Below are 23642 nucleotides of genomic sequence, written 5' to 3'. Positions count from 1 at the left end.
TGGCTTCAAACGTCATTGCTTTAATGTTTGCTTTTTATGGGATAAAACGGGGGAAACGGCGCTAAACGCCCCGCTGCCGGAAAACAGCCCGAGCGAAAGACAGAAACAGACGGCGGCTAACAGGCTGACCGACATAAATGCTCCTGAGCAGGAATATAAAAGTCCGGCTGTCAATGAGCCCAATGTCGTACCGAAATACATAGACGAATTGGCAAGGGACGATATTGTGCCGCGCACGGTCGGAGACAATTTTTGCAGCGCGTTCATCATGAGGGGAAACAACATGCTCAGGGCAAGGAAAATGAGAAAATATGCTGCTTCGACAAGGGCGAGTTTAGGCATGAAGGGCAGCAGCAAATACAGAAGGGAGATAAAAATAACGCCGTATGCGAATGCATGCCTTTGACCGAATCTGGCCGTAAAACCGCTGCCCCAAAAGCTGCCGATCATATTTCCCAAACCAAGAAACAGCATGACGGTTCCGACGCCCGCAACGCTCAGATGGAAACGGTCGGAAAGCCAGGTTCCCATGAAAGAGAAGGCCCCGAAGTTTCCGAATTGAAACAGGAAGTAGGCGATGAACGAGAGTTTCGGAGCGGATCCGGACATCAGGGAACGGTATCTGCCCCAAATTGAAGTGTTCTTCGAGCCCGAAGCGGGCATTGCAGGCAACAGGATCGCGGCGAGAGTCGCGAGTACGAAGGCGGCAGCGCCGATGGCAAAAAACGGGGTATGCCAGCCGGATGCGGCGAGGTAACTTCCGAGAGGAACGCCCAGCATTTGGGAAGCGGCCAGCCCTGCGGTTGCGATGCCCATCGCTTTTAATACGTTTTGCGGCTTCACCAGCTGCGGAATGGCGGCCCAAATTTGCGGCGAGGCAAAAGCGGCGCTGACGCCGGCCAAAAAACGAAAAGCGACCATTTGCCAAAAGCCCGCGGCAAAACCGCAAAGCAGCGTGAACAAGCCAAAAGCGAACAAGCCGTACACAAGCACCTTTTTCCGGTTCCATCCATCCGATAACGGTCCTGCAATCAAGGCAAAAGCGGCATATCCCAAGGCGTAGGCAGACACGAACCAGCCCGATTGCGCCACGGTGATCCCAAAGGACTCGCGAAGCGTCGGCATCAGCGGCGAGACGATAAACGAGTCGGTTCCGATCGCGAACATAATCAAGAAAAACAAAGCCATATTGCGGTTCATCATGTTATTCCTCCGTTTTAATTCGTATGTACGAATATATTCGAACAATGGAAATATAGCATGGATTATGGTACAATGCAAGCAACAAGATATGTCCGAGAAAGGTGCATGATCCATCATGAGAACTTTGTATCATCCGCGCACGGATGAATTGAACCTGACCACGGTTTTATATGCTTTAAGCGATCCGATCCGTTTGAACATCATCAAAATTTTGGATGCAAAAGGCGAGCAGTCCTGCAGCTCGCTGGAGATCGATGCGCCCAAGTCCACCTTGTCCCACCATTTTAAGGTGCTTCGCGAATCCGGAATCGTTCATACGAGAATCGAAGGCACCCAGCGGTTTATTTCGATTCGCTACGAGGATTTGAATGCCCGATTTCCCGGCTTGCTGCCGGCCGTACTGCTCAATTTCCGGCAGGAGGAATAAGAGGGGACGCCAAAATCGGCGGGAACACCTTGCGGAAACCGGGGTTGACCGCTCTTGGCCGCAGTAAAACCTATCTATGTCCGCGTACGAAACCGGCTGCCTGCAAAAAAACGTATAAGATAACGATATAAGTTTGCGGGCAGCAAATAGGGGAAGGAGCGGCATTATTGGCACCAAAACATGTATACCAGTACAGCCATGCGCGCAAAAAGAAAGCATCCAAAAACAAAAACAAGCGCAAAACCCCCAAGGAAAGCTGGGGCTCCAGGTTCTGGTTCGGATTTTTAAAAGCGCTTGGATTCGTGGTTTTGTTGGGCATGATTCTGCTATATGGGGATTCGGCCCGGCTGACGTCGATCATATTAAACGCGACGCCGGTCGATCAACTGACCGACGAGACGACAGGCATGGTCAAGCTCGAAGGCCAGGCCGAGGGCACGGCCGCCTTCACGGACGAAGGCAAGCTCAGGGCTCACTTCGCGCTGATCCAAAAGGAAACGTTCTATTGGCAGTGCAGCAAAAGCGGTTGTTCCTATAAGCGAAATGAAGACCGGAAGCCCGAGGTTTCGGGTTTGATGGGCGTAAACGGGGCCATCGTGGAATCGGATTGGTTCCGGTTTTACTCGGACTGGCTGCCCTTGAATGCTTCTACGGTTGATGCGGATGAAGTACCGAATATTTATGAAGGCGATTCTTCCCGTCCGCTTTTGGTCGAAAGCCCGAAAGAAAAGGCTTACGGCTATTATGCCGTTTCTCCGGGCGATCACGTGGCGGTCATCGCTTTGGCGCGCGATGGACGGCTGGAGCCGTTTGCGTTGCCGGGGGAGGATGAGAAGCGCGTCATTTTGATCGGAACAAGCGTGGAACGCATGGTATCGGAGGAACGGAAAAGCCAAATCGTGTATTTGATCATCGGGGCCGTCGTCGCTCTGATGCTGCTGCCAACGGTCATTCGATGGATTCGGGGTTTGTACCGGAAGATCCATGGCGTTGTCCATCGCTAATGCAGACGGTCCGGATGGAGCATCATCCATTTGGCCGTTAATGCCCATCATCGCCTGATGCACGAATAAGGACTTTCTCCCGCCGGAAGGAGCGGCAATCGCCGCAACGTTCCGATGGAGAGAAAGTCCTTGTTGGTTTTCGGAGCAGAATATCAAATTTAGGCACGGAGCATCTGCTTCTTATGTACCTTCCGTCAGCCGAAGGAGGTATAGACGCTCTGTTCTACGAGTTCCCTGATTTCGGCTTTATGCGCGGCATGCCGCTCTGCGGTTATGCTGCCGCTACGGAGCCGGTCATCCAGCTGTTTCGAAAGCTGGGCGACCTGGAGCTCGATGACGTTTTCGATATCGCCGCCTTGCTCTGAGGCAATGTCATGCAGGGATTTGCCTTCGTATAAAGATTGAACCAATTCCTCGTCGGACGACTGGTTGAGTGCCTTCAAAAAATCGTCTTTTTCCGGAGCGTCCGTGGAGGACCACTTCGGCGCCGGGCATGCGCTTGTGATGGAGCCGCTTAACGCGGTGTTTCCAAAGGACAATATGACTACCATCGTTCCGACAATCATCACTCGCTTTATGTTCATGGTGAAAATCCTCTTTTCTTGTTTTATCGTGCGTATGGTCTGCGTAAAGTTTCGGGAAGCGGGTTGCCAGCCTAATGTCATTGTAAACGGCAAACCTGAGGGGAACCTTAATCGTTCTTTAAAATATCCTAAAGTTTGGCTGGGACCCGGAGCTTCCGCGCTCGGAATCCGGAGCGTTTGGCATTTGGAGCGGATCTGACCTGACATCGAGCATAGCCTAAATAGTCTGGTTATGTAAAAATTACCATTTTTGCTGTCAGTAGGTACAAATCTTCCGGGTGACGGCGTAAAAAAGTATGATACAATGGGATTTATTGGAGCTAAACATTGGTCAATTCATATCATGGGAGAGGTGCTTAGCGTATGGCGAAAATTTTGACCCGGTCGGAAGTGGCCGTGGAATCCACATGGAATTTGGACGATATTTTTGCGACCCCGGAGGCATGGGAACAGGAGCTGAAGGCCATTGAGCAGGATATCGCTTCCGTTACCCGGTTCGAAGGGAAACTCGGCGAAGGGGCGGATACGCTGCTGGCTTGTTTGGTTGCGCAGGAAGAACTCCTGGGCAGAACCAACCGCACCGCCGCTTATGCTCACCTGCTTCAGTCGGGAGACAGCATCAATCCGGACAATCAGATCAAAGCGGCCAAAGCCCGGGATGTATCTTCGTTGGTCAGCACCGCGCTGTCTTTCATCAAATCGGAAATCATCGCGCTGCCTGACGGAACGATCGAGCAGTACATAAAAGAACAACCTGCCCTTGAGGATTTCAAGCGCAGCCTGCAGCTGCTTTTGCAAACCAAGCCGCATCGATTGACGGCGGAAACCGAAAAGGTACTGGCTTCGTTCGGCGAAATTTTGGGAGCGCCTTATCGCATCTATGAACGCAGCAAGCTGGCAGACATGACGTTCCCGTCCGCCCTAAACGGCGAAGGGGAGGAGGTACCGGTGTCGTTTGCGCTTTATGAAAACAAATACGTCGAATCACCGGATACCGATTTGCGCCGCAATTCGTTCAAAGTTTTCAGCGAAACGCTGCACAAATACCGCAATACGTTTGCCGAAACGTACGGCACCGAAGTGAAACGGCAAGTGATCGAATCGCGCCTGCGCGGATACGACTCCGTCACGGACATGCTGCTCACGCCCCAACAGGTCACGAAAGAAATGTATAACAATATTTTGGATATTTTGCAGGAAGAACTTGCGCCGCATATGCGAAAGTACGCCGCCCTTAAGAAACGGGTGCTGGGTTTGGACGAAATGACGTTTGCGGATTTGAAGGCTCCCCTTGATCCCGAGTTCAATCCGAGCATTTCTTTTCAGGAGGCAGGCGAGCTGATCAAGGAAGCTTTATCGATTCTGGGTCCGGAATACGGGGAAATCGTGTCGGCCGCTTTCCGCGACCGTTGGGTGGACTATGCGGATAATGCCGGAAAGAGAACGGGAGCGTTTTGCAGCTCCATTCCGGGAGTGCATTCCTATATTTTGATCAGCTGGGCGGACAGCATGAGAGGCGCCTTTACGCTCGCGCATGAAGTCGGTCATGCAGGCCACCTCATGCTCGCAAGCAAATACCAGCGTTTGACGAACTACAGACCGTCCTTGTATTTCATCGAAGCGCCGTCGACGATGAACGAACTTCTGCTTGCGGATCATTTGCTGTCCCGTTCCGATGATCCGAGGATGCGCCGCTGGGTCATTTCCCAGCTGCTCGGCACCTACTACCACAATTTCGTCACCCATTTGCTTGAAGGAGAGCTTCAGCGCCGGGTGTACGATCTGGCTATGGCCAACGTTCCGATCACGGCCGTGAAGCTGTGCGACCTGAAAGGGGATATCCTGTCCTCGTTCTGGGGAGAGGATGTGGTCATCGATGACCATGCCAAGTTGACCTGGATGCGCCAGCCGCATTACTATATGAGCCTGTACCCGTATACTTACGCTGCCGGGCTTACCGCATCCACGGCGGTAGCCAAACTCATCCGGGAGGAAGGGCAGCCGGCCGTGAACCGCTGGCTCGAAGTCCTTAAAGCCGGGGGCTCCATGAGCCCGCTGGACTTGATGAAGCTGGCCGGCGTGGACATGTCCCGGCCCGATCCGATCCGCAGCGCGGCTGCCTATGTCGGATCGCTTATCGATGAGCTGGAAAGCTTGTATTAAGCCGTTTGCGCCAAACGTTCAAAGAAGCCGAATCCAACAACGGCAGTCTCCGATGCATACCATCGGAGACTGCCGTTTTTCGTTTATGTCGTCCGGAAAGTAAAAGGGTGCCAAGCTTTCATTCATCATTGGGATTTTTCGAAAGGGCCCAAGTTTTTTTGTGCGGCCTCGTTAACCAACTGCGCATTTGACCGATGCCATATCGCCAGCACCACCAAAACGACGGCGCTTCCCATGTAGGTGTACATGATACCGTGAGGCAGGTTGAGGATCAAATACGTCAGCATCGGGCCGATCGCCGATCCCAAATCCGCAGCAACCGAAAAAGCGGTCATGACGGCGATGACGGAAGAAAGACGGGCGGCATCCGAAGCCAAAGCATCCAGTAACGTGGTGATGGCCGTACTGGCTGCCATGACGAACAAGATGGCCGCGCACCAAACGTAGACGGGAAGCTGCCACGGAATCAGTGCATATCCCGCCGCCGAAACGATCAATGACATACGGAAAAGAGGCAGTCTCCCCTTGACTCCGTCCGACCATCGGCCGAACAAAGAAGCGAGAAACGGCTCCCAGGCCCAGCGAACCGCTTGCAGCACGCCCGACAGCATCGTGCTTGTCACGATCATGCCGATGAGCATCATCGGCTGCGCATAGTGGGTTTCGATCAGGAGACTTAGCGTAGAAGTTAATACCGTTTGGATGAGAAATAAGAGCAAGCCGGTAGCGATGATTTTCATTACGGGTTTCGTCCAGACGTTCTCGCGCAGGTGGTTGCCGCGATCCTTCTGCTGATGTGAATCGTAGCCGCCATTTGCCGTCCGGTCGGTGGTGCCGGTGATATGTAACGCAACATAAGGAAGTCCCGCCAGCATAAACAACCCGAATGCGACGGAGACGGCATCCATGCCGGTAAACGGGACCAAAATGCCTCCGGCCAACATGCCGACCAGGCTTCCGAGGCGTGAAATTCCGTTAAACCGCCCCATGAGGTGGCCCCGGTTCGAATCGTCGGAATAACGGATGACCGTTAAGTAACTGCCCATGCGGAGAAAGGACCACGCAATCCCCCATAGGCACCGGAGCACGAGCCACGCGGCGAACCCGTTCAACACGCCGTAACCGACCGTTGTCACGGATGCCAGCAGGACGGCAAAAGCAAGGCCGACCCGGAGCGGCAGTTTTCGATAGAGCAGCCCGATCAGCGGCGTGATGGGCAAGCGGACAAACCGGTTGATCGAAAGGAGGAGGCCAACCTCCCAAAGGGCCGTGAGACCGGCCTCCTTCCAGTAAATCGGCAAAACGATGTAGAGCATCGAATCCCCGAGCAGACAGAGCGCGGTAACGATGGCGATGACGGTGACCGGCTGCTGGCGATTACCTTGATAATCTTTTCGCAGAGTAGAGTTCATGGTTTCTCCTGAAAGTCAGACATGGAGGATAAGGCCGTCGTATGCCACTCCGATGCCGTGAGGCTCGAATATTCGGACCCAGTCCTCGTGAAGCAGGCCGGCGTTGTGCGTGAAGTGGGTAACGTAGATCAGATCGTTTTCGGTCAGGATCCTTTCCTGCAGAAATTTTCTTTGAACGTCGAGGATGGTATCTGCGCTCATATGTCCGGACTGGCGGTTGTTTCCCGTCAAGCCATGGGTGCAGTCCAGGATCGCGATATCGGCTTTTTTGCCCTGGAGCCATTCCCAGGTCGCATCGGGAAACCATCCGGTATCATTGCCGTAGAGCAGCGTTTTGCCGTCTTTCTCCACGAAATAAAGCAAGCAGGTTTCCATGGGGTCGTGGTCCGCAAGGAGCGGCGTCACGGTTGCGGAGCCGATCGGCACCGGTTGAAACGGTTTCATGCGATGGAAAACAAAGCGGTTTTTGAAGTGTCCGAGGGCTTGGCGGGAATGAAACATGACGAGATCGTTGCCGTAAATCCGTAGCGGGTGCTCGATGCCGTGCGCGAAACCTTCGATCCGGCTGATAAGATCCTGCGGCTGAAAATGATCATAATGCGTGTGGGTCACAAGCAGATGCTCGATTTGGCCCAGATCGATATCGTCACGCAGAGCCTGCATCTGCGAATCGGCCGAATAATCGAATTTCCAAGTGTCGTCGAGGATGACGGAAGCACGCGTGCGGACGTTTTTCCCGCCGAGCTTCCTCGACTGCAAGCACGTATCGCAGCGGCAAAACACGTTTGGCACGCCTTCGGCGGCCGCCGTTCCCAAAAAGTGAATTTTCATCGTTTACAGATCACGCTCCTTAGAATGGATCAACCATTTTTCCCCGCTCTTTTCATATACCGGAACGGATCCGATTTGTAAATGGATAATTGTTAGATCCATGTCGGACATAGACCATGCCGGTGAAAGAAAGGCGTTGACATCCATGGCATTTTTTGATTAAATGGAAAAAATTGAATATCAGGAAAGCGATGATGGATAGGGTGTACACCTTCAGTAAGGAGCTTGAATGGACGTCTGCAGAGAGCCGGTGGCTGGTGTGAACCGGTGCGATCATGTTCCCGAATTACGATCCGGAGCTGGAAAAGCGAAATGCGCGCACAGTAGCTTTTACCCGGCATGTCCAGATGCCGTTATGACAAATAAGCGAAAGAGGTTATTCCAAAACTTCTTTAATTAGGGTGGTACCGCGAGACAGCCTTCTCGTCCCTTGATGGGAGAGAGGGCTGTTTTTTTTATTATTTCTGGTTGAGCTTAAGGGGGAGACACACATGGAATCGTGGGTAAGACAGTTGTCGGATGAACAAAAACGAGAGCTGGACCGGCAGCTGAACATCATTCGCAGAGGAACGGCGGACATCGTTCCGGAAGAAGCGTTGGCGCAAAAAATCGCGTCGTCGATCGTTACGGGAAAACCGCTGAAAGTGAAGCTCGGGCTGGATCCGTCCGCCCCGGACATCCATATCGGTCATACCGTCGTCCTGCACAAGCTGAGGCAGTTTCAGGATTTGGGACATGAGGTTCAGCTGATCATCGGCGACTTTACGGGGAGGATCGGCGATCCGACGGGAAAATCCGAAACGAGGAAGCAACTGACGGAAGAGGATGTCAAACGTAACGCCGCCACGTATGAAAAGCAGCTGTATAAACTTCTTGACCCTCAAAAGACCCAATTTTATTTTAATTCCGCATGGCTTCAAAGATTGAATTTCGAAGATGCGCTGCAGTTGGCGGGGAAGGTGACGGTGGCGCGAATGCTGGAGCGGGATGATTTTGCGAAACGTTACGCGAATCGCCAGCCCATTCACATCCATGAGTTTTTTTATCCGCTCATGCAAGGGTACGACTCGGTTTCGCTGGAAAGCGACATTGAGCTCGGAGGCACGGATCAGACGTTTAACATATTGATGGGGAGGACGCTCCAAAACGCACTTGATTGCAGAAGCAGCCAAATCGCCATCCTGATGCCCATTTTGGAAGGGCTTGACGGTTCGCAAAAAATGAGCAAAAGCCTCGGCAATTACATCGGCATCGACGATTCGCCGAATGATATGTTCGGAAAAGCGATGTCGATCCCGGATGAACTCATGTTAAAATACTACGAATTGAGTACGCCGATCTCGAACGACGACCTGCTTCTGCTGAAGAAAGGGCTTGAAAACGTGGAGATCCATCCCCGCGACGCGAAAGTCCGATTAGCCAAAACGTATGTTCAGATGTACCATGGCGAGCAGGCCGCAGAACAAGCGGAAAGGCATTTTGCCTCCGTATTCCAGCATCGCTCGCTTCCGGAAGATATTGAGGAATTTTCGCTAAGCCGCGATCATCTGGAGGAAGGAAGCATTCCGGCCGGCAAGCTGCCGGTCATGCTCGGGTTCGCGGCGTCCAACAGCGAAGCAAGGCGCAGCGTAACGCAAGGCGCGGTCAGAATCAACGGGAAAAAGCTGTCGGACCCGTACGAGCCGATCCGGATCCAACACGGCGACATCGTGCAGTCAGGCAAAAGGAAATTTGTTAAAATCGTGATTGACGAAGGACATTAAAACGTTTTATCGGGGGAAGGAAGGGGCAGCAATGACCTATACGTTCGAAGATTTGTACGAAGCAGCGGAGATCGATGATTTTACGGCCGTGAAACGGATTTTGCAAGCGGACCCGACGTTGATTCACGGGAAAGACGAATACGAATTTTCAGTGCTGCATGGCGCCGTTTCGACGGATAACGAGGAATTGGTCGAATTTTTGATTCGGCAGGGGGCGGACATCCATGCCAGGAATGAGGATGGGATTACGCCTCTGCATATCGCACTGTATCCCGAAATTGCTTCGCTCCTGGTCCGCCATGGGGCGGACGTCGCGGCAGCGGAGGACGGAAGCACGCCGCTCCACACCCAGGTATCCGACGGCGAGGAAAGGCTGGATGTCGTCGAAGCGCTGCTGCGCCTGGGAGCCGACAAAACGCGAAAAGACCGGAGCGGCCAGACCCCGATCGACATCGCCAGAGGCCGCGAAGAACTGGAAATGATAGAATTGTTACGGTAAGCAACTGTCGGCGAATGTACAACGGAGGGGAAAGCCGATGCGGCTTTCCTCTTCCTTTTTGGATTATGTTTATAGGTTCATTGAATCCCGATTGATGATGTTCCCAGGATGTGCTGCACGATGCGTTTGGCGTCATGCCGTACCCAGCCCAGCAGAGCCGAACCTCTGCATGTCAACCAAGGCAAACCGATAAAATAAAGGCCCGGCACATTCGACACGCCGTCTTGGTGGCAAACATTTTGCTGGCGACCCCCATGATCCTCCAATTTCAACCACGAAAAATCGGAACGGAATCCGGTGGCCCAAATGACGTTGTCCGCTTCTAGGCGTCGGCCGTCTTCGAAGGTCAGGATGTTGCCTTCCGCCTGAACAGCTTTGGGCAATAACGCAATGGTTTTGTCCTTGAGCCGTTTTTGTAAATCCAACCCGTAAATTTGTTCAGGCTGCCGTTTCAGCCAGATTCCCCGTTTGGTTAGTTGCCCCGCCCTTAAGAGGCCAAACGTTTCATAATAATCAAAAATGCTTTTCCCAAACAGGGTCAACGGCATGAAATGCAACGGACGCGAGGCGGACAGACGGACATCGAAAGCGCCGGCCAGTTCGACGGCAATTTGGGCGCCCGAGTTTCCGGCCCCAACGACCAAAACGTTACCTTTTTTCAGTTGATTCTTATTACGGTATACGGATGAATGAAGCTGCGTGACGCCGGCGGAGATCTGGTTGGCGAATGGCGGAATAAACGGAACGTGGAATGGGCCGGTTGCCGCTATGATGTTTCGGGCTTGGAGCACGCCCCGAGTTGTTTCGATGACAAAACCGCCGGAAACGGCAAACGCAGACATGACTTCCGTATTGAACTGGACAGGCAGGCTAAAATTTACGGCATAGGCGGACAAGTAGTCCGCAACCTCATCTTTGCCGGGGAATCCTTCAGGGCGGCCGGATAACAAAAGACCTGGCAGTTGGCTGTGTTTTCTCGGAGTAAACAATTGCAGGGAATCATATCTTTGCCTCCACGAGTCGCCGATGCTTGGGCCTTTCTCGACGATCAGAAAGCGGGCTCGGCTTTGATTCAAATAATAGGCGGCTGCAAGACCGGCTTGACCGCCGCCAATGATCACAACATCCAGCATGTATCGATACCTCCAAAATACAAAAATGATCTTTTGAGTCATTATATATGAATATATGATCATGAGTATATGGTTATTTTGAGGAACCGTTGAACGTTTCAGTGAAATGAACACCTTAGAGTTGATGACAAATGGACTTGGGGTGATTTATGATTAGATATGACCTAAAAGAAAGGATGTATAACGCCAGGGACAAGGGCTCGGCAAAAAAATCATGTCCGAGGTGACGGCTTACCTGGATCGGCATGCCACGAAAGGGGCTTACGTCAGCCTGATGGCCGATGTACCGGCAGACCGGTTGTACCGGCAGTTCGGTTTTGAATACGGAGCTCCTGCTTCCGTCGGCATGTACAAAAAATACGATTGACGTGGGAACTGGCCGGTACCGGCGGTTCGAAGATTTTATTATTGACTGAATGATCCGGAAATGATAATATACGGACATGAAAGGAAGGAGGTTTGGATTCGCATGTTTTAGACTGAATGGTCCGATAAGAAGGATCGAATTGCTGGCCGCATGAAGAGGCCTAGAAAAGAGGTATCGTTAGATGGCAAGGAACAAAGAATTCGATACGACCCTTGTCCTGCATAAGGCGATGGAAGTGTTCGGACATTACGGTTATGACGGCACATCGCTCCAAACGCTGCTTGATGAACTGGGCATCGCCCGCCAGAGTCTGTACGACACGTACGGGACGAAAAGGGATTTGTTTATCAAGGCCGCCAAACATTACTTACACGAAAAATCCTCGTCGGTTGTCGCCAAACTGGAGCAAGCGGAATCGGTGAAACGAACGATCAGCGACATTTTTCGGATCATCGTGTCCACGCTTCAGGATGAGGAACGGAAAAAGGAATGCATGATTTTGCACAGCGCGATCGACCAGATCCCCCATGATCCGGAAATGGCGGCGCTGTTCGAGCAAGATCGGACACGGCTTGAAAAAGCTTTTTACGAAGCGCTCGTCCGTGCCCAGGAGCAGGGAGAAATCGGGCCGGGCAAAGATCTGCATGTGGTGGCGCGGTATTTGTACCATGTCAGGTATTCGATGACGCAAGCGGCAAAGCTGTCCAATAACCCGAAAGAGCTGGAAGAAATCGCAGCCGTCGCGCTGTCGGTTCTCGATTGTTGATGGAGCGTTCGTTGACGCTTCTTCACTTTGATCATTCTAGATTAAATAGTCAAAAATATTTTTGTTCAAATTAGACCGTTTGGTCCGTAAATTGCGAAAAGGAGAGATATCCATGAACAAAAGCAGGCATAAAGGATTGGCGCTCATTCTTCTTGCCGTTTCCCAATTGATATTGGCGCTGGATTATACCATCGTTTTTGTCGCCATGCCTTCGATTGGAGCGGATTTGGGGTTTTCGGCGAATCATTTGCAGTGGGTGGTTAGCGCATACTCGCTCGTTTTCGGCGGATTTTTGCTGATTGGAGGAAGATTGTCCGACCTGATGGGAAGGCGGCGCATGTTTATCATTGCCATGGCTCTTTTCGGCGCCGGTTCGCTTCTTGGCGGATTGGCGGATTCGCAAATGGTGTTGATCGCGGCGAGAGGATTGCAAGGCCTGGGCGGGGCGCTGCTGTCGCCTTCCACGTTGTCGCTGATCATGTCCAATTTTGACGAAGGCGCCGAACGCAACCGGGCGATGGGTATTTGGGCGTCGATGGGGGGCGTCGGATTGTCGCTTGGATTGCTTCTTGGCGGAGTTTTGACCAGTTATTTGGGCTGGGAGTTCACGTTCTTCGTGAATGTGCCGATCGCCCTGATCACGCTTATTCTTGCCCCGTTCGTGCTGGCGGAAAACAAAGCGGCTTCGGGACCGAAGCGTTATGATGCCTTGGGAACGATATCGGTGACGGCGGGGATGATCCTTATCGTATATTATTTGATCCAATCCCCGGTCGAAGGATGGCTAAGCCTGGGAACCTTGCCGTTTGGACTGCTCAGCGCGTTATTGCTCGTTTTGTTTGTCGTGATCGAACAGCGCACAAAAGAACCGTTAATCCCGTTCAGGCTGTTCCGTAACCGCAATTTAACCGGAGCGGCGCTTATTGCTGTCTTATTTTCGGCCTCCTTTGGTTCGCTGTATTATTTTCTAACCCTGTATACGCAGGAGGTACTGCATTACTCGGCCATTCAATCCGGGGTCAGCTTCCTGCCGCTGACGATCAGCGCTTTTTTGGGCGGAAGGCTCATTAATAAAATGCTGTCCATGGCAGGCGTGGCCGGTACGGTCACCATCGGGATGATTCTGGGAGGCATCGGTTTTTTGGTGCTCACGCAGTTATCCGAGAATGGCTCCGCCTGGGGGATCATTCCAGGTACCGTCATCGTCGGGCTGGGTCAAGCGCTCGTGTTTACGACCATGTTCATTGCGGGAAGCACGGGCATCGATCCCAAGGAGCAAGGCGTGGCGTCGGCCATCATTTCGACCGGCCAGCAAATAGGCAGTGCGGTAGGTTTGGCCGCGATCATGGCGATCATCTCCGCCAACCTCGGATCGGGCCTGAAGTTGGAAGCCTTGGAATCAAGCGATTTGAATCATGCCATTCATATGTCCTTTTTCGCGGCCTCCGTCATGACGCTGCTGGGCGTAGCCGTTACTTTTATCACCCTCAAACGGAAAAAACAGCCATCCAAGGTGGAGAAAAAAGAAATGGCTTCGCATTAATATTTTAGACCAATCAATCTGAAAAGGGGAAACCAGACATGAACAACGACAGCAAAATTTTGATAACAGGCGCGAGCGGCAAAACGGGAAGCCGCATTACGAAACGGCTTATCGAGTTAGGATACGGCGTTCGAACCGCGAGCCGCGGGCAATCGGCTACTCTCGGGGCAGGCGAGCAAGTGACATTTGACTGGTTCGACGAATCAACGCATGCACCCGCTTTAAAAAACGTCGATAAGCTGTATTTGGTCGGTCCGGTTGGGATGATGGATCCTTCGCCAATCGTGCTGCCTTTTCTGGAAAAAGCTTTAAGGGAAGGCGTACGCAGGGTCGTTTTTCTCGGCAGCGCTTCGATCCCCGAAGGCGGCCCGGTTTTTGGCAAGATACATCAGGCCATACGCCAGCGCGTTCCGGAATGGGCGGTACTGCGGCCGTCCTATTTCATGCAAAATTTCACCGAAGGCCATCATGGAGCCCAAATCATCCGTGAAGGGAACATGATCACCGCCACCGGGGCAGGCAGGGTCGGGTTCGTGGACGCCGACGATATTGCAGAAGTAGGGGTGAGGGCGCTGATCGATCATCAGCCCCACAACACCGATCATATCATCACGGGTCCGCATTCCCTGACTTACGCGGAAGCGGGTGAAATCATCGGCGCGGCGGCCGGCCGGGCGATTCATCATATACATGTAAGCACGGGGGAGCTGGCGAACCGGTTGACGTCTTTTGGCATGGCGGAAGATTATGCCCGGTTTCTTGCCGGAATGGATGAAGACATCATGCTCCATGGCAAGGAGGATTTGGTAACCGATACGGTCGAGCGCATCACCGGGCGCCCTCCAAAGTCGCTGGAACAGTTTGCCCGCGAGCATGCTTCGTTTTGGAGACCGTAATAAACAGAAAACCGCGGATGCCGCGGTTTTTTTGTTTTTGGGGCCGGACGGCATAGCCTGAAAAAAATAATATATCAACATCTGCATCTCATATCTCGGCGATTTTGGGTAAAAATGTTAAGGCATAGGGGGTTCCCGGGCAAGACCAAAAAAACGCAAAGGTGTGTGACATCGATGAACAAAAGAATCGTCTCTCTGTGCCTTGCAGCCGTGCTTCTGACAAGCGGTTGCGACCGTGGTGCCAACGGCCATGCGGAAACCGCCGCGGAAAAGGAAAATGCGGAAATGGGCATGATGAGCATGCATCATCACTCCGATTCGGGAGAAGTACCGAAAGGGTTAAGAGAAGCCGAGCATCCGACATACCATGTGGGAGATACCGTGGTCATCCACGCGAAACATATGGCTGGCATGGACGGGGCCACGGGAAAAGTGGTCGGCGCTTATGATACCGTAGCCTATTCCGTTACGTACACGCCGACGGACGGAGGCAAACCGGTGCGCAACCATAAGTGGGTCATTCAGGAAGAAATCAAGGATGCAGGCAATCAACCCTTGGAGCCGGGACAGAACGTGATATTGGAAGCCGATCATATGGAAGGCATGATGGGGGCTCAGGCCACGATCGAAACGGCCGACCGGACGACGGTATATATGGTGGATTACATCCCGACAAACGGGGGAGCCCCGGTAACAAACCATAAATGGGTCGTGGAAAGGGAGCTTTCCGAAAGATTATATAAAAGTTAACCCCCCCGTACCCGGACCATTCAGCCTCTTTCGTCCTGTTTCCCCGGAGCGGCTGCCGATGACGATGCCCGTTCCCCATCTTCCACTTGCGTAAAACAAGGCGCCCATCGAGAGATGGACGCCTGATTTGCATTCGGACACACGACTTTTTATGGCTTTATGCGGTTTTGTTTCCGGTTTTCCGATGCCGCCGCAGCAGCGGGTAAAACAGGATGCCGCTGACGATCAGCGCAACTCCGAGCAGGAACGTCTTGAGATCCGCCGTTCCCGCGATGATCACCCACAGCGAATAGATCGCCGCCAATCCGGCAATGATTCCCTCGCTTACGCGCTCCTTCCGCAGCGCGTAGGTTTCGCCGGTCCAGATCAGCTTGAGGTGATAAAGCGAAGCGATCAGGTAAGGCACCAAATAAGCGAGCGTAGCGATATAGATGATAAAATCGAATGCGGCCGAAATGGAGCCGGAAACCGTGGACAGCAGCAAAATCTGGCCGAGCGCGTTGGAGACCCAAAGGGAAACCTTAGGCATGCCTTTGCCGTTTTCCTTGGAAAACGACGGGAGGAACACGCCCAGCTTGGCCGCTTGAAAAGGCACCTCGGCGCTGAGCAGCACCCAGCCGATCGTGGAGCCGAGCAAACTGATGAGCCCAAGACCCGCCAATAGCTTGCCCCCGATCGGGCCCGTCACGGCGGAAATGCCGTCGACTAACGGATTCTGGGAAGCCATCAGCTGCTCCTGCGTCAGGAGGCCCATCGTCAGCATGCTGATGCCGACATACAGCACGATCGAAATCAGCAGCCCCGCGATGGTCGCGCGGCGGATATCCTGCTTCCGGCGGGCGCGGGCGGCAAAGACCATCGCGGATTCGACGCCGATGAAAGCCCACAGCGTCGCAACCGCAGCCGCATTCACCTGGGAAAGCAGGCGAAGCGTCTCGCCGCTTTCGTTGGTGCGCGGAGCCAGAAACGGCCCGATGTTGCTTTGCTGGAACGCGAATAACGCAATCACGATGAACAGGACAAAGCCGATGACCTTGGTTGCCGTCGCGATGAAATTGAGGCGTCCTGCGCCTTTCATTCCTTTCAGGCAGATGGCATGCGTCCCCCACAGCAGCAAAGAGCAGACGAGGAACGTCAGGACATTGCCTGCTTTTAACGTAAAACCTCCGAAATCCACCCAAACCTTATCGCTCGTAAGCACCGGAAAAAAGGCGGAAAGGTAGCTGGCGAACGTCGTGATCACCGCCACAAAACCCGCAATATTGCCGACCCAATATCCCCAAGTGGACATAAACCCGGCAATAAGCGAGCCTTGCGAGCCTTCGCGGAAAAGTTCCTTCGCATAAATTTGCGGACCGCCGCTGAGTTCAGGTTTGCGGACGGCAAGGCTTCCGAAGACAAGCGCGAGCGTAAGCACGCCCAGCCCGGTAGCAATCCAGGCCAGAATGACGCCCGCAGGGCTTGCCGCTGCCGACAGGGAGCGGGGAAGCATGAAAATTCCGGAACCGACCATGTTGCCGACGACAAGCGCGGTCAGGATCCAGAAGCCCAATTTGTGTCTGGTCATGATGACAAACTCCTTTAATAATCGAATGATGAAGTCGCAAATTGCATGAATAAAAAACACTGACAGGTATTAATCATACACTTTCTTCTGGTAAAGCACCAGAGTAAATTTCAGGAGAGAGCTTTTTTCGGTTTGATATTTTTGTTAAACGTTTCGGCAGACTCCGCGACGGGGAAGAATAGAAGAGACGGAAAAAAGCGAGATGGGGTGTGTGCCAATGAGAGAAATTCGTGAGATCGGCGGAGGATTCGTCATGGTCGAGGATGGACGGGAGGTCGCGGAAATCACTTTCCGGCCGGTGGATGAACAGACGATCATGATTGAACATACGTTCGTTTCGGAAGAGCTAAGGGGCCAGAAAATCGGCGATCAGCTGGTGAAGGCCGTCGTGGATCTGGCCCGCAAGGAAGGCAAGAAGATCGTTCCCGCATGTTCGTTCGCATTGGTCCAATTTAAACGGCATAAGGATTACCAGGATGTGTGGCAACGGGGTGAAAAAGAATAGGTCATGATGGAGGACATTCGTCAATGAACAAAAAAATTCTGATCACCGGAGCCGCCGGGCGGATCGGGAGCTGTTTGGCCGAAGGCTTGCGGGCCGCCGGCCGGTACGACGTCATCGCCACCGACATCGCTCCCGATCCGGACCGCGGCATCGAAAAGCTGGACGTCACGGACGCGCAAGCCGTCGAAACGGCGCTGCAGGGCATGGATACGGTGCTTCATTTCGGCTGGGCGAAGGATGAGGACGATTTCCTTGGCAAGGTGCTCCCCGTTAACGTGACCGGAGCCTATCATGTATACGAAGGCGCCCGCAAAGGGGGCGTCTCGCGGGTGATCTTCGCCAGTTCGAACCACGCGACGGGTTTTTACCGGATAGGCGAACAAGTGACCCCCAAAGACCACCGCCCCGACAGTTTTTATGGACTAAGCAAAAGCTATATTGAGCTGCTGGGCCGGTTATATTCGGATCAGTACGGGATTTCTTCCTTCAATATCCGGATCGGCAACTTTCCGGGCGACGACCGGCCGCATTCGGACCGGGCCACGCATATCTGGATTTCGCGCCGCGATATGGTGCATCTGGCGATGTGCTGCATTGAGGCCGATCCCTCTTTGACGTACCTCACCTTATACGGGACATCGGCCAATGCAGACAATTACTACGACATCGGGTATCTGAGCGAGCTGATCGGCTACCGGCCAAGGGATGATGCGGCAGAGGTGTTGGCGAGCCAAAAATGCGGAGGAGAAGACATAAGGCATGATCTCGGCGAGTTTCAGGGCGGTCCGGGGGTCCGGAAGGCGGGGCGGAGAGAACGGGAGCCGCAGTGAAGCCGTCATGGTGAAGCGACGATGATGTCTTTAGCCGAAACCCAAGCGAAGTTAGGCCGATGAAAATCATGGAGCTTTGAAACCATTCCTGCATTGATCCGTAATATGCGTTAAGCCGTGAAATTTGTAAATGGATCCCAAGGAGGAATTCAATATGAATTGCCCGATTTGCGAAGGTTCTCGCATGAAGGAAGTGGAGAAGGACGGTATCCTGATCGACATTTGCCCGAACTGCAAAGGGGTGTGGTTGGATCGGGGGGAACTGGACAAGCTGATGGCGAACGTCCGGGAAGAGCGTCCGAAATATAACGAATGGTACTACGGGGATTCCGATGAGCATCGCGCACCCAAGGGACACCAGCCAAGCGGACAGCATTACCCGCCGCCGAAGCAGCACTACTCCGAATATGACAAGCACGGCCATTCCTCGTACCCGAACAAGAAAAAGAAAAAAAGCGTGCTGGACGTGTTCGGGGACTTGTTCGACTGATACTAACCGTGGGACGCAAGACATGCATATGCGATATACGAAAATGAAAGCCTGGCTTATCTTAGGATAAATGCCGGGCTTTTTTCGTTGGATCCGGCCAACGATTGATATCCCGGATTCGCCGGCGCTGTGCTTTCGAAACGCGTTCGTTTTCTGGGGCAAAAAGTCAAAATTGTGCACATCACTGAACAAATTCGCGCGCCTGGCGAGCCCTTGAATCCGATATGATGGTTCTAAAATCGTAAACCAATCAGGATAGGGGATGTATCATATGTGGACCCAAGCGATCGAGGATGCCGTGGCCAAAACGTTAAAAAATATCGACCGGTTCGGACCGAAATTCCCTCATGTAAGCCGAAACGGAACGTACGAGCTCAATGATAACGACGACTGGACCGATGGATTTTGGTCGGGGATGCTGTGGCTGTGTTACGAATATTCCGGAGACGATCGGTTCCGCCAGGCCGCCGAAGCGACGGTCGCGAGCTTTCGCAAACGTCTGGAGGACCATGTGGTGCTGGATCATCATGATATCGGTTTTTTGTATTCGTTATCCGCCAAAGCCCAGTGGATCGTCTTGAAGGACGAATCCGCCCGGCAGTTAACCCTGCAAGCGGCGGATGTGCTGATGAAGCGGTGGCGGGAACCCGGCGGTTACATCCAGGCATGGGGCAGGAAGGACGACGCCAAGGAAGCGGGACGGATCATCATCGACTGTCTGCTGAACCTTCCGCTATTGTACTGGGCAAGCGAACAAACGGGCGACCCGGTTTATCGGGACGCTGCGGCCGCGCAGGCGGAGAAATCCAGGCGGTATCTTGTCAGGGGCGATGACAGTTCGTATCATACATTCTTTTTTAACACGGAGACGGGGGAACCCATTGGAGGAGCGACGCATCAAGGGTATTCGAACGGTTCTACCTGGACGCGTGGGCAGGCCTGGGGCATCTACGGGTTCGCGTTATCTTACCGGTATACCCAAAACCCGCGGTTCCTGGAAACTTCAAAACGCCTTGCCCGATATTTCCTGGAACATCTGCCTGAGGATCATGTCGCTTATTGGGATTTTAACGCACCTGTAAACGCCGACACCTACCGGGACAGCTCCGCATCCGCCATTGCGGCCGCAGGCCTGCTGGAGTTGATCTCCCATCTGGATGCACGGGACCCGGACCGGAGCTATTTTCAGGACATGCTCATCAAATCGATGACAAGCCTGGTCCAGCGGTATGCCACCATCGGCGAAGAAGACGCGGAAGGGCTGCTGAAGCACGGATCGTATCACGTCAACGGAGGCATCTCTCCCGACGATTACATGATTTGGGGCGATTATTATTACCTGGAGGCGCTCATGCGATTGGAGAAGGGAATCTCGGGATATTGGCACGAACGCAAATGACCGGGATTCGACAAAAAGGAATGACAACTTGTCCGAGACGAGATACGATACGGGTAGCATGATCATCTTAGAAGCATGAAAGAGGAGAAAGTCACCCATGTTCAAGCTGAACTATTACCGCAGAATCCAGCTGTCATTCCTATTGTTCATTATCGTGCCGATCATCACCGTTTCGGTGATTTCCTTTGCGCTCATCAAAGAAACGATGGTAGAGAAGCTGCAATTGACGAACGACAATTTTTTGAAGGTCATGACCGACGAAATCGGCAAAACCATAGACGACGCATCGTTTGCCTCCCATTTCATGGTGAACGATACAAGCTTCAAAAAATACCTGAAAAACTTCGCCGATACGGACCGTCTGCGGTCTTACGACGATTACACCAACTTCACCGAGATTAAAGGCGTCTTTTCCCTGATCACGTCCAAGCCTTTGAACAACAATACCCGGATGTATCTGGTAAACCGTAAGCGCTTTATCATTCCTTCGAGCGAAGACGACATGACAAGCGTCAACAAGCACTTGGACGAATTGTACGGCAAAATCGATTTCAACCAGCCGGAAACGTTGCAGTGGCTCGGCATGGTGAGGGACAACCCGGGCAAAGCCGGAACCTATTACATTGCCAGGGTCATCCACGACAAACACGAGAAGCAGTATTTATCGGTTCTTCTGATCGGGATTTCCCAATCGTATTTCGAAAAGCTTCTCAAGCCGGTCGAGTTCGGCAAGGTGGCCTTGTTTGATGCAAAACAGAACCGCATTGCCGGAAGCGCGGAGCTTTCCGCGCCCGATCCGGCAGCCCCCCCGTCCAACCTCCGCTCGGAAGTGACGCTCGACAAAGCGGATTGGACCTTGGTTTATGAGGCCAGCAAAGAGGCGTTTACCGGGAAAATTTCGCGGACCTTTTACGCGGGGATCGGGGGCGTCGTTTTGTTTTTCGTCATTTTTTCGATTTCGTCGATGTTTATCGCTAAAAGGCTGCACAGGCCGATCCAAAAGCTGCAGCGCGTCGTCCGGCAGTTCGGCATGGGAAATTTGGACGCCAGGCTGGAAGTGAAGGGAAGGGACGACATCGCCGAGCTGAGCCGCACGCTGAATACGATGCTCGATCAGCTTCAGGGACTGATTCACGACATCGAACAGGAGCAGGAGCAAAAGCGGGTCATGGAGCTGGAGGCGCTGTTCATGCAGATTCGCCCGCATTTTCTGATCAATACGCTCAATTCGGTCAAGTGCAGCCTGATCCTGCAGCAGGATCATCTGCACAGCGGCATTATCGATTCCTTGATGAGCCTGCTACGCGCGTACATGAAATTTAACGAACCGGCGACGCTGCAGGAAGAATGCGAATTGATGCGCCATTACGTCGATATCATGAAAATCCGGAACGACATCCCGGTGCAGCTTACGATCGAGTTGGAACCCGGTTTAGCGTCTTGGACCATGCCCAAGCTGATGCTGCAGCCTTTGATCGAAAATGCGATCGTGCACGGACTGATGGATCATCCGGATGCCTGCATTCGGATCCGCGCCCAACGAAAACAGGGATTCGTCACGATCGAAATCGAGGATAACGGCGACGGCATCGAAGAAGAACGGCTCTTAATGGTGAACGACCGGCTGCAAATCCCCGATTCCGGCCCGGATACCCCTTATGACAGGGTGGGGCTGATCAACGTGGCCCAGCGGCTCCGGTTATCCTTCGGTTCGGAAGCGGGAATCGCGCTGGTTCCGAACAAGCGGCGGGGGATCACCGCCGTGCTGCGAATTCCGGATCGGGATACCCGCAATACTCATCCAGGGAGGTATGTTATCTGATGTTTAAAGTCATGTTGATCGACGATGACGTTCCGATGCTGAAGGTGCTGAAGCAAATGATCGATTGGGATGCGCTCCAGCTCCATATCGTCGGTTCGACCTATTCGAGCGCCAAAGCGCTGCATATGTTCCAGGAGACTTGGCCGGACATTGTCGTGACCGACATCGGACTCCCGCAAAAAAACGGGATTGAGCTTGCCGAGGCATTCCGCGGCATGAAACCCGACACCCGTGTCATTTTCTTGACCTGCCATGAAGATTTTCATTATGCCCAGCAGGCAATCAAGCTGAACGCCGACGATTACCTGCTCAAGGATCAGTTGACCGCGGCGCAGCTGGAGCAAAGTTTGCAAAAATCGATCCGGCTCCTCCGCTCCAAAGGAACTCCGTTGGTTCAGAAAAGCTCCAATTATAACAGCGATTTGTTCAAGCAGGGTCTCATCCAACGGGTGCTGGACGGAGTGCATCCCGAAACGACGCGCGAGTACGCGGCCGGGCTCGGGATCTCATGGCAATACCCTTGGTTCATGATGGGGATCGCGCATTTGCATTATGCGACCTTTGAACGGCTGTACGTTCAAGGCAACGTCCCGTTGATCGCTTATGCCGTATACAATATCGCCGTCGAGCTCGCTTCATCATACGAAAGGATCACGCCGTTCATGGAGCAGGATCATTTGATCGTTTTATATAATTACAGGTTGAATTTGGCCGGCAACGCCTGCTCCCATTTTCGGGATTATTTGCGGGAGCTGCGGTCCCGGACGGAGCAATTTTTGAAATTGCGGTTAAACATCTCGGCCGTGACGGACAAAATGGAGCTTGCGGCCCTGGGTTCCTGCTATCATCAGATGATTCGGCACAAATACGAGTTTTACGAGAATGGGAATTTTACGGCTGCCGACATGCAGCTCCTCGTGCAAAACATGTTTTTGCCTTTGCCCCAAGGGACGTTGGACGGTATGAAAGCGGAGCTTGAGCGTGCGGTGTTGGGAAACGATCTCTCCGCCATTCGCGAGTTGGCCGCTTCCATCGGGCACATGGCCAAGGAGAAGCGTTTTGAACCGGCCGAGTTCATTCAGGAAATTACGATTCCTACCTTGCTGCTGCGCCGCATGGACGTCATCTTTGCGGGGAAAAAGACGGATGAGACAAGATACGGTTACCTCCGTGCGGCGAGAACCTTGGACGATTGCATGGAGCTTGCGGAAAGGCAGCTTGCGCACATCGCGCAGCATCAGCAGAAGGGAGCGGCCCGGGCCATCCAAGAGCCGAAGCTGCAGGTGATTCAGCAATTTATCGACCAGCACCTGGCCGACAATATCACTTCGATCGACATCGCCCGGTATTTATATTTGAATTCCAGTTATTTTTCCCGCTATTTCAAGCGGCTCACCGGCGTCAATTTTACGGATTACGTCCACCAATACAAAATGGGCATCGCCGCCAAAATGATGAAAAGCTCCGCGCAGACCTTGGAATCGCTCGCCATGGGGCTGGGCTATTCCGATCGCACCTATTTTTCCAAAGTGTTCAAGAAATACATCGGGATGACGCCAAGCGAGTACAAAGCGAAGCATGCCGTAAGCAAAACCGCGAGATGAAGCGCTTGCAGCCACGGCGGCCGGCCAACATCGGCTCGGTGCGGAAAAAGTCAAAATATTACCCATACCAGGTCAGAATCCATC

General features: G+C 53.1%; 21 protein-coding genes, 1 pseudogene and 1 other annotated feature. Of the genes and pseudogenes, 16 read left to right on the top strand and 6 right to left on the bottom strand.

Going from position 1 to position 23642, the window contains the following annotated elements; all coding sequences use genetic code 11:
- Nucleotides 1–12: 12 nt before the first annotated feature.
- Entirely contained in the window at nt 13–1200 is a 1188-nt protein-coding gene (locus NYE48_RS14995) for an MFS transporter (RefSeq protein ID WP_445324072.1), read from the bottom strand.
- 118 nt (nt 1201–1318) lie between these two features.
- Here NYE48_RS14995 and NYE48_RS14990 point away from each other — a divergent pair, with 118 nt between their 5' ends.
- On the top strand, nt 1319–1630 hold the full coding sequence (locus NYE48_RS14990; RefSeq protein ID WP_212950755.1) for an ArsR/SmtB family transcription factor: 312 nt from the start codon (nt 1319–1321) through the stop codon (nt 1628–1630).
- Nucleotides 1631–1797: 167 nt separating this feature from the next.
- Nucleotides 1798–2634: a hypothetical protein gene (locus NYE48_RS14985; protein WP_340999230.1), complete on the top strand. Its 837-nt coding sequence runs from the start codon at nt 1798–1800 to the stop codon at nt 2632–2634.
- Nucleotides 2635–2828: 194 nt separating this feature from the next.
- Here NYE48_RS14985 and NYE48_RS14980 read toward each other — a convergent pair whose 3' ends face one another.
- Nucleotides 2829–3218, bottom strand: a complete 390-nt coding sequence (locus NYE48_RS14980; RefSeq protein WP_036713795.1) for a hypothetical protein — start codon at nt 3216–3218, stop codon at nt 2829–2831.
- A gap of 363 nt (nt 3219–3581) precedes the next feature.
- Between NYE48_RS14980 and pepF the strand changes: the two genes are divergently transcribed.
- The gene (gene pepF / locus NYE48_RS14975; protein ID WP_212950760.1) at nt 3582–5381 is read left to right on the top strand and encodes an oligoendopeptidase F; all 1800 of its coding nucleotides are present in this window, start codon (nt 3582–3584) and stop codon (nt 5379–5381) included.
- Between the two features lie 125 nt (nt 5382–5506).
- Here the strand turns inward: pepF and NYE48_RS14970 are convergent, their stop codons facing one another.
- Together NYE48_RS14970 and NYE48_RS14965 are read right to left on the bottom strand one after the other, a co-directional pair.
- Nucleotides 5507–6793, bottom strand: a complete 1287-nt coding sequence (locus tag NYE48_RS14970) for an MFS transporter (RefSeq protein WP_340999229.1) — start codon at nt 6791–6793, stop codon at nt 5507–5509.
- A 15-nt stretch (nt 6794–6808) separates the two neighbouring features.
- Nucleotides 6809–7624, bottom strand: a complete 816-nt coding sequence (locus NYE48_RS14965) for an MBL fold metallo-hydrolase (RefSeq protein WP_340999228.1) — start codon at nt 7622–7624, stop codon at nt 6809–6811.
- A 182-nt stretch (nt 7625–7806) separates the two neighbouring features.
- Nucleotides 7807–8058: a binding site (T-box leader), on the top strand.
- A gap of 57 nt (nt 8059–8115) precedes the next feature.
- Here NYE48_RS14965 and tyrS point away from each other — a divergent pair.
- Both tyrS and NYE48_RS14955 read left to right on the top strand, forming a co-directional pair.
- Nucleotides 8116–9387, top strand: a complete 1272-nt coding sequence (gene tyrS, locus NYE48_RS14960; protein ID WP_340999227.1) for a tyrosine--tRNA ligase — start codon at nt 8116–8118, stop codon at nt 9385–9387.
- Nucleotides 9388–9418: 31 nt separating this feature from the next.
- The gene (locus NYE48_RS14955; RefSeq protein WP_340999226.1) at nt 9419–9886 is read left to right on the top strand and encodes an ankyrin repeat domain-containing protein; all 468 of its coding nucleotides are present in this window, start codon (nt 9419–9421) and stop codon (nt 9884–9886) included.
- Between the two features lie 77 nt (nt 9887–9963).
- Here NYE48_RS14955 and NYE48_RS14950 read toward each other — a convergent pair whose 3' ends face one another.
- Nucleotides 9964–11019: a flavin-containing monooxygenase gene (locus tag NYE48_RS14950; RefSeq protein WP_340999225.1), complete on the bottom strand. Its 1056-nt coding sequence runs from the start codon at nt 11017–11019 to the stop codon at nt 9964–9966.
- 199 nt (nt 11020–11218) lie between these two features.
- Between NYE48_RS14950 and NYE48_RS14945 the strand changes: the two are divergent.
- The 5 genes and pseudogenes from NYE48_RS14945 to NYE48_RS14925 form a co-directional block, all read left to right on the top strand.
- A pseudogene (locus tag NYE48_RS14945) lies at nt 11219–11386 on the top strand (GNAT family N-acetyltransferase); the annotation flags it as partial.
- Nucleotides 11387–11567: 181 nt separating this feature from the next.
- Nucleotides 11568–12152: a TetR/AcrR family transcriptional regulator gene (locus NYE48_RS14940; RefSeq protein ID WP_036713801.1), complete on the top strand. Its 585-nt coding sequence runs from the start codon at nt 11568–11570 to the stop codon at nt 12150–12152.
- A 112-nt stretch (nt 12153–12264) separates the two neighbouring features.
- A complete protein-coding gene (locus NYE48_RS14935; RefSeq protein ID WP_340999224.1) occupies nt 12265–13695 on the top strand; it encodes an MFS transporter in 1431 nt (476 codons plus the stop codon).
- Nucleotides 13696–13733: 38 nt separating this feature from the next.
- On the top strand, nt 13734–14591 hold the full coding sequence (locus tag NYE48_RS14930) for an NmrA family NAD(P)-binding protein (protein WP_340999223.1): 858 nt from the start codon (nt 13734–13736) through the stop codon (nt 14589–14591).
- 174 nt (nt 14592–14765) lie between these two features.
- The gene (locus tag NYE48_RS14925; RefSeq protein WP_340999222.1) at nt 14766–15341 is read left to right on the top strand and encodes a YdhK family protein; all 576 of its coding nucleotides are present in this window, start codon (nt 14766–14768) and stop codon (nt 15339–15341) included.
- 157 nt (nt 15342–15498) lie between these two features.
- Here the strand turns inward: NYE48_RS14925 and NYE48_RS14920 are convergent, their stop codons facing one another.
- Nucleotides 15499–16908, bottom strand: a complete 1410-nt coding sequence (locus tag NYE48_RS14920; protein WP_340999221.1) for an amino acid permease — start codon at nt 16906–16908, stop codon at nt 15499–15501.
- 217 nt (nt 16909–17125) lie between these two features.
- On the opposite strand from NYE48_RS14920, the gene NYE48_RS14915 reads away from it, so the two are divergent.
- The 6 genes from NYE48_RS14915 to NYE48_RS14890 all read left to right on the top strand — a co-directional run bounded on the left by NYE48_RS14915 (nt 17126) and on the right by NYE48_RS14890 (nt 23558).
- Nucleotides 17126–17413 carry a GNAT family N-acetyltransferase gene (locus tag NYE48_RS14915; protein WP_036713809.1) on the top strand — a complete coding sequence of 96 codons (288 nt, stop codon included), beginning with the start codon at nt 17126–17128 and terminating at the stop codon, nt 17411–17413.
- Nucleotides 17414–17436: 23 nt separating this feature from the next.
- Nucleotides 17437–18243: an NAD-dependent epimerase/dehydratase family protein gene (locus NYE48_RS14910; protein WP_340999220.1), complete on the top strand. Its 807-nt coding sequence runs from the start codon at nt 17437–17439 to the stop codon at nt 18241–18243.
- 154 nt (nt 18244–18397) lie between these two features.
- Complete coding sequence (locus NYE48_RS14905; RefSeq protein WP_212950780.1) at nt 18398–18733, top strand: TFIIB-type zinc ribbon-containing protein; 336 nt, start codon at nt 18398–18400, stop codon at nt 18731–18733.
- Nucleotides 18734–19004: 271 nt separating this feature from the next.
- On the top strand, nt 19005–20132 hold the full coding sequence (locus tag NYE48_RS14900; protein WP_340999219.1) for a glycoside hydrolase family 88 protein: 1128 nt from the start codon (nt 19005–19007) through the stop codon (nt 20130–20132).
- Nucleotides 20133–20229: 97 nt separating this feature from the next.
- A complete protein-coding gene (locus NYE48_RS14895; RefSeq protein ID WP_340999218.1) occupies nt 20230–21954 on the top strand; it encodes a sensor histidine kinase in 1725 nt (574 codons plus the stop codon).
- Nucleotides 21954–23558 carry a response regulator transcription factor gene (locus tag NYE48_RS14890; protein WP_340999217.1) on the top strand — a complete coding sequence of 535 codons (1605 nt, stop codon included), beginning with the start codon at nt 21954–21956 and terminating at the stop codon, nt 23556–23558. The genes NYE48_RS14895 and NYE48_RS14890 overlap by 1 nt, the downstream gene beginning before the upstream one ends.
- Nucleotides 23559–23642 lie beyond the last annotated feature (84 nt).

The organism is Paenibacillus sp. FSL M7-1455, assembly GCF_038004655.1.
GTDB classification, from domain to species: Bacteria; Bacillota; Bacilli; order Paenibacillales; family Paenibacillaceae; genus Paenibacillus_AQ; species Paenibacillus_AQ cookii.
Note: the sequence above shows the minus strand (reverse complement) of the source record. Positions and strands in the feature narration are given on the sequence as shown.

Bases quoted from the DNA above. Each gene is read 5' to 3' on its own strand.
- NYE48_RS14940 (WP_036713801.1), top strand. From the start codon at position 11,568: ATGGCAAGGAACAAAGAATTCGATACGACCCTTGTCCTGCATAAGGCG.
- NYE48_RS14955 (WP_340999226.1), top strand. From the start codon at position 9,419: ATGACCTATACGTTCGAAGATTTGTACGAAGCAGCGGAGATCGATGAT.
- NYE48_RS14995 (WP_445324072.1), bottom strand. From the start codon at position 1,200: ATGAACCGCAATATGGCTTTGTTTTTCTTGATTATGTTCGCGATCGGA.
- NYE48_RS14970 (WP_340999229.1), bottom strand. From the start codon at position 6,793: ATGAACTCTACTCTGCGAAAAGATTATCAAGGTAATCGCCAGCAGCCG.
- NYE48_RS14980 (WP_036713795.1), bottom strand. From the start codon at position 3,218: ATGAACATAAAGCGAGTGATGATTGTCGGAACGATGGTAGTCATATTG.
- NYE48_RS14935 (WP_340999224.1), top strand. From the start codon at position 12,265: ATGAACAAAAGCAGGCATAAAGGATTGGCGCTCATTCTTCTTGCCGTT.
- NYE48_RS14890 (WP_340999217.1), top strand. From the start codon at position 21,954: ATGTTTAAAGTCATGTTGATCGACGATGACGTTCCGATGCTGAAGGTG.
- NYE48_RS14965 (WP_340999228.1), bottom strand. From the start codon at position 7,624: ATGAAAATTCACTTTTTGGGAACGGCGGCCGCCGAAGGCGTGCCAAAC.
- NYE48_RS14895 (WP_340999218.1), top strand. From the start codon at position 20,230: ATGTTCAAGCTGAACTATTACCGCAGAATCCAGCTGTCATTCCTATTG.
- NYE48_RS14920 (WP_340999221.1), bottom strand. From the start codon at position 16,908: ATGACCAGACACAAATTGGGCTTCTGGATCCTGACCGCGCTTGTCGTC.
- NYE48_RS14930 (WP_340999223.1), top strand. From the start codon at position 13,734: ATGAACAACGACAGCAAAATTTTGATAACAGGCGCGAGCGGCAAAACG.
- NYE48_RS14990 (WP_212950755.1), top strand. From the start codon at position 1,319: ATGAGAACTTTGTATCATCCGCGCACGGATGAATTGAACCTGACCACG.
- NYE48_RS14925 (WP_340999222.1), top strand. From the start codon at position 14,766: ATGAACAAAAGAATCGTCTCTCTGTGCCTTGCAGCCGTGCTTCTGACA.
- NYE48_RS14950 (WP_340999225.1), bottom strand. From the start codon at position 11,019: ATGCTGGATGTTGTGATCATTGGCGGCGGTCAAGCCGGTCTTGCAGCC.
- NYE48_RS14910 (WP_340999220.1), top strand. From the start codon at position 17,437: ATGAACAAAAAAATTCTGATCACCGGAGCCGCCGGGCGGATCGGGAGC.
- NYE48_RS14915 (WP_036713809.1), top strand. From the start codon at position 17,126: ATGAGAGAAATTCGTGAGATCGGCGGAGGATTCGTCATGGTCGAGGAT.
- NYE48_RS14905 (WP_212950780.1), top strand. From the start codon at position 18,398: ATGAATTGCCCGATTTGCGAAGGTTCTCGCATGAAGGAAGTGGAGAAG.
- pepF (WP_212950760.1), top strand. From the start codon at position 3,582: ATGGCGAAAATTTTGACCCGGTCGGAAGTGGCCGTGGAATCCACATGG.
- tyrS (WP_340999227.1), top strand. From the start codon at position 8,116: ATGGAATCGTGGGTAAGACAGTTGTCGGATGAACAAAAACGAGAGCTG.
- NYE48_RS14900 (WP_340999219.1), top strand. From the start codon at position 19,005: ATGTGGACCCAAGCGATCGAGGATGCCGTGGCCAAAACGTTAAAAAAT.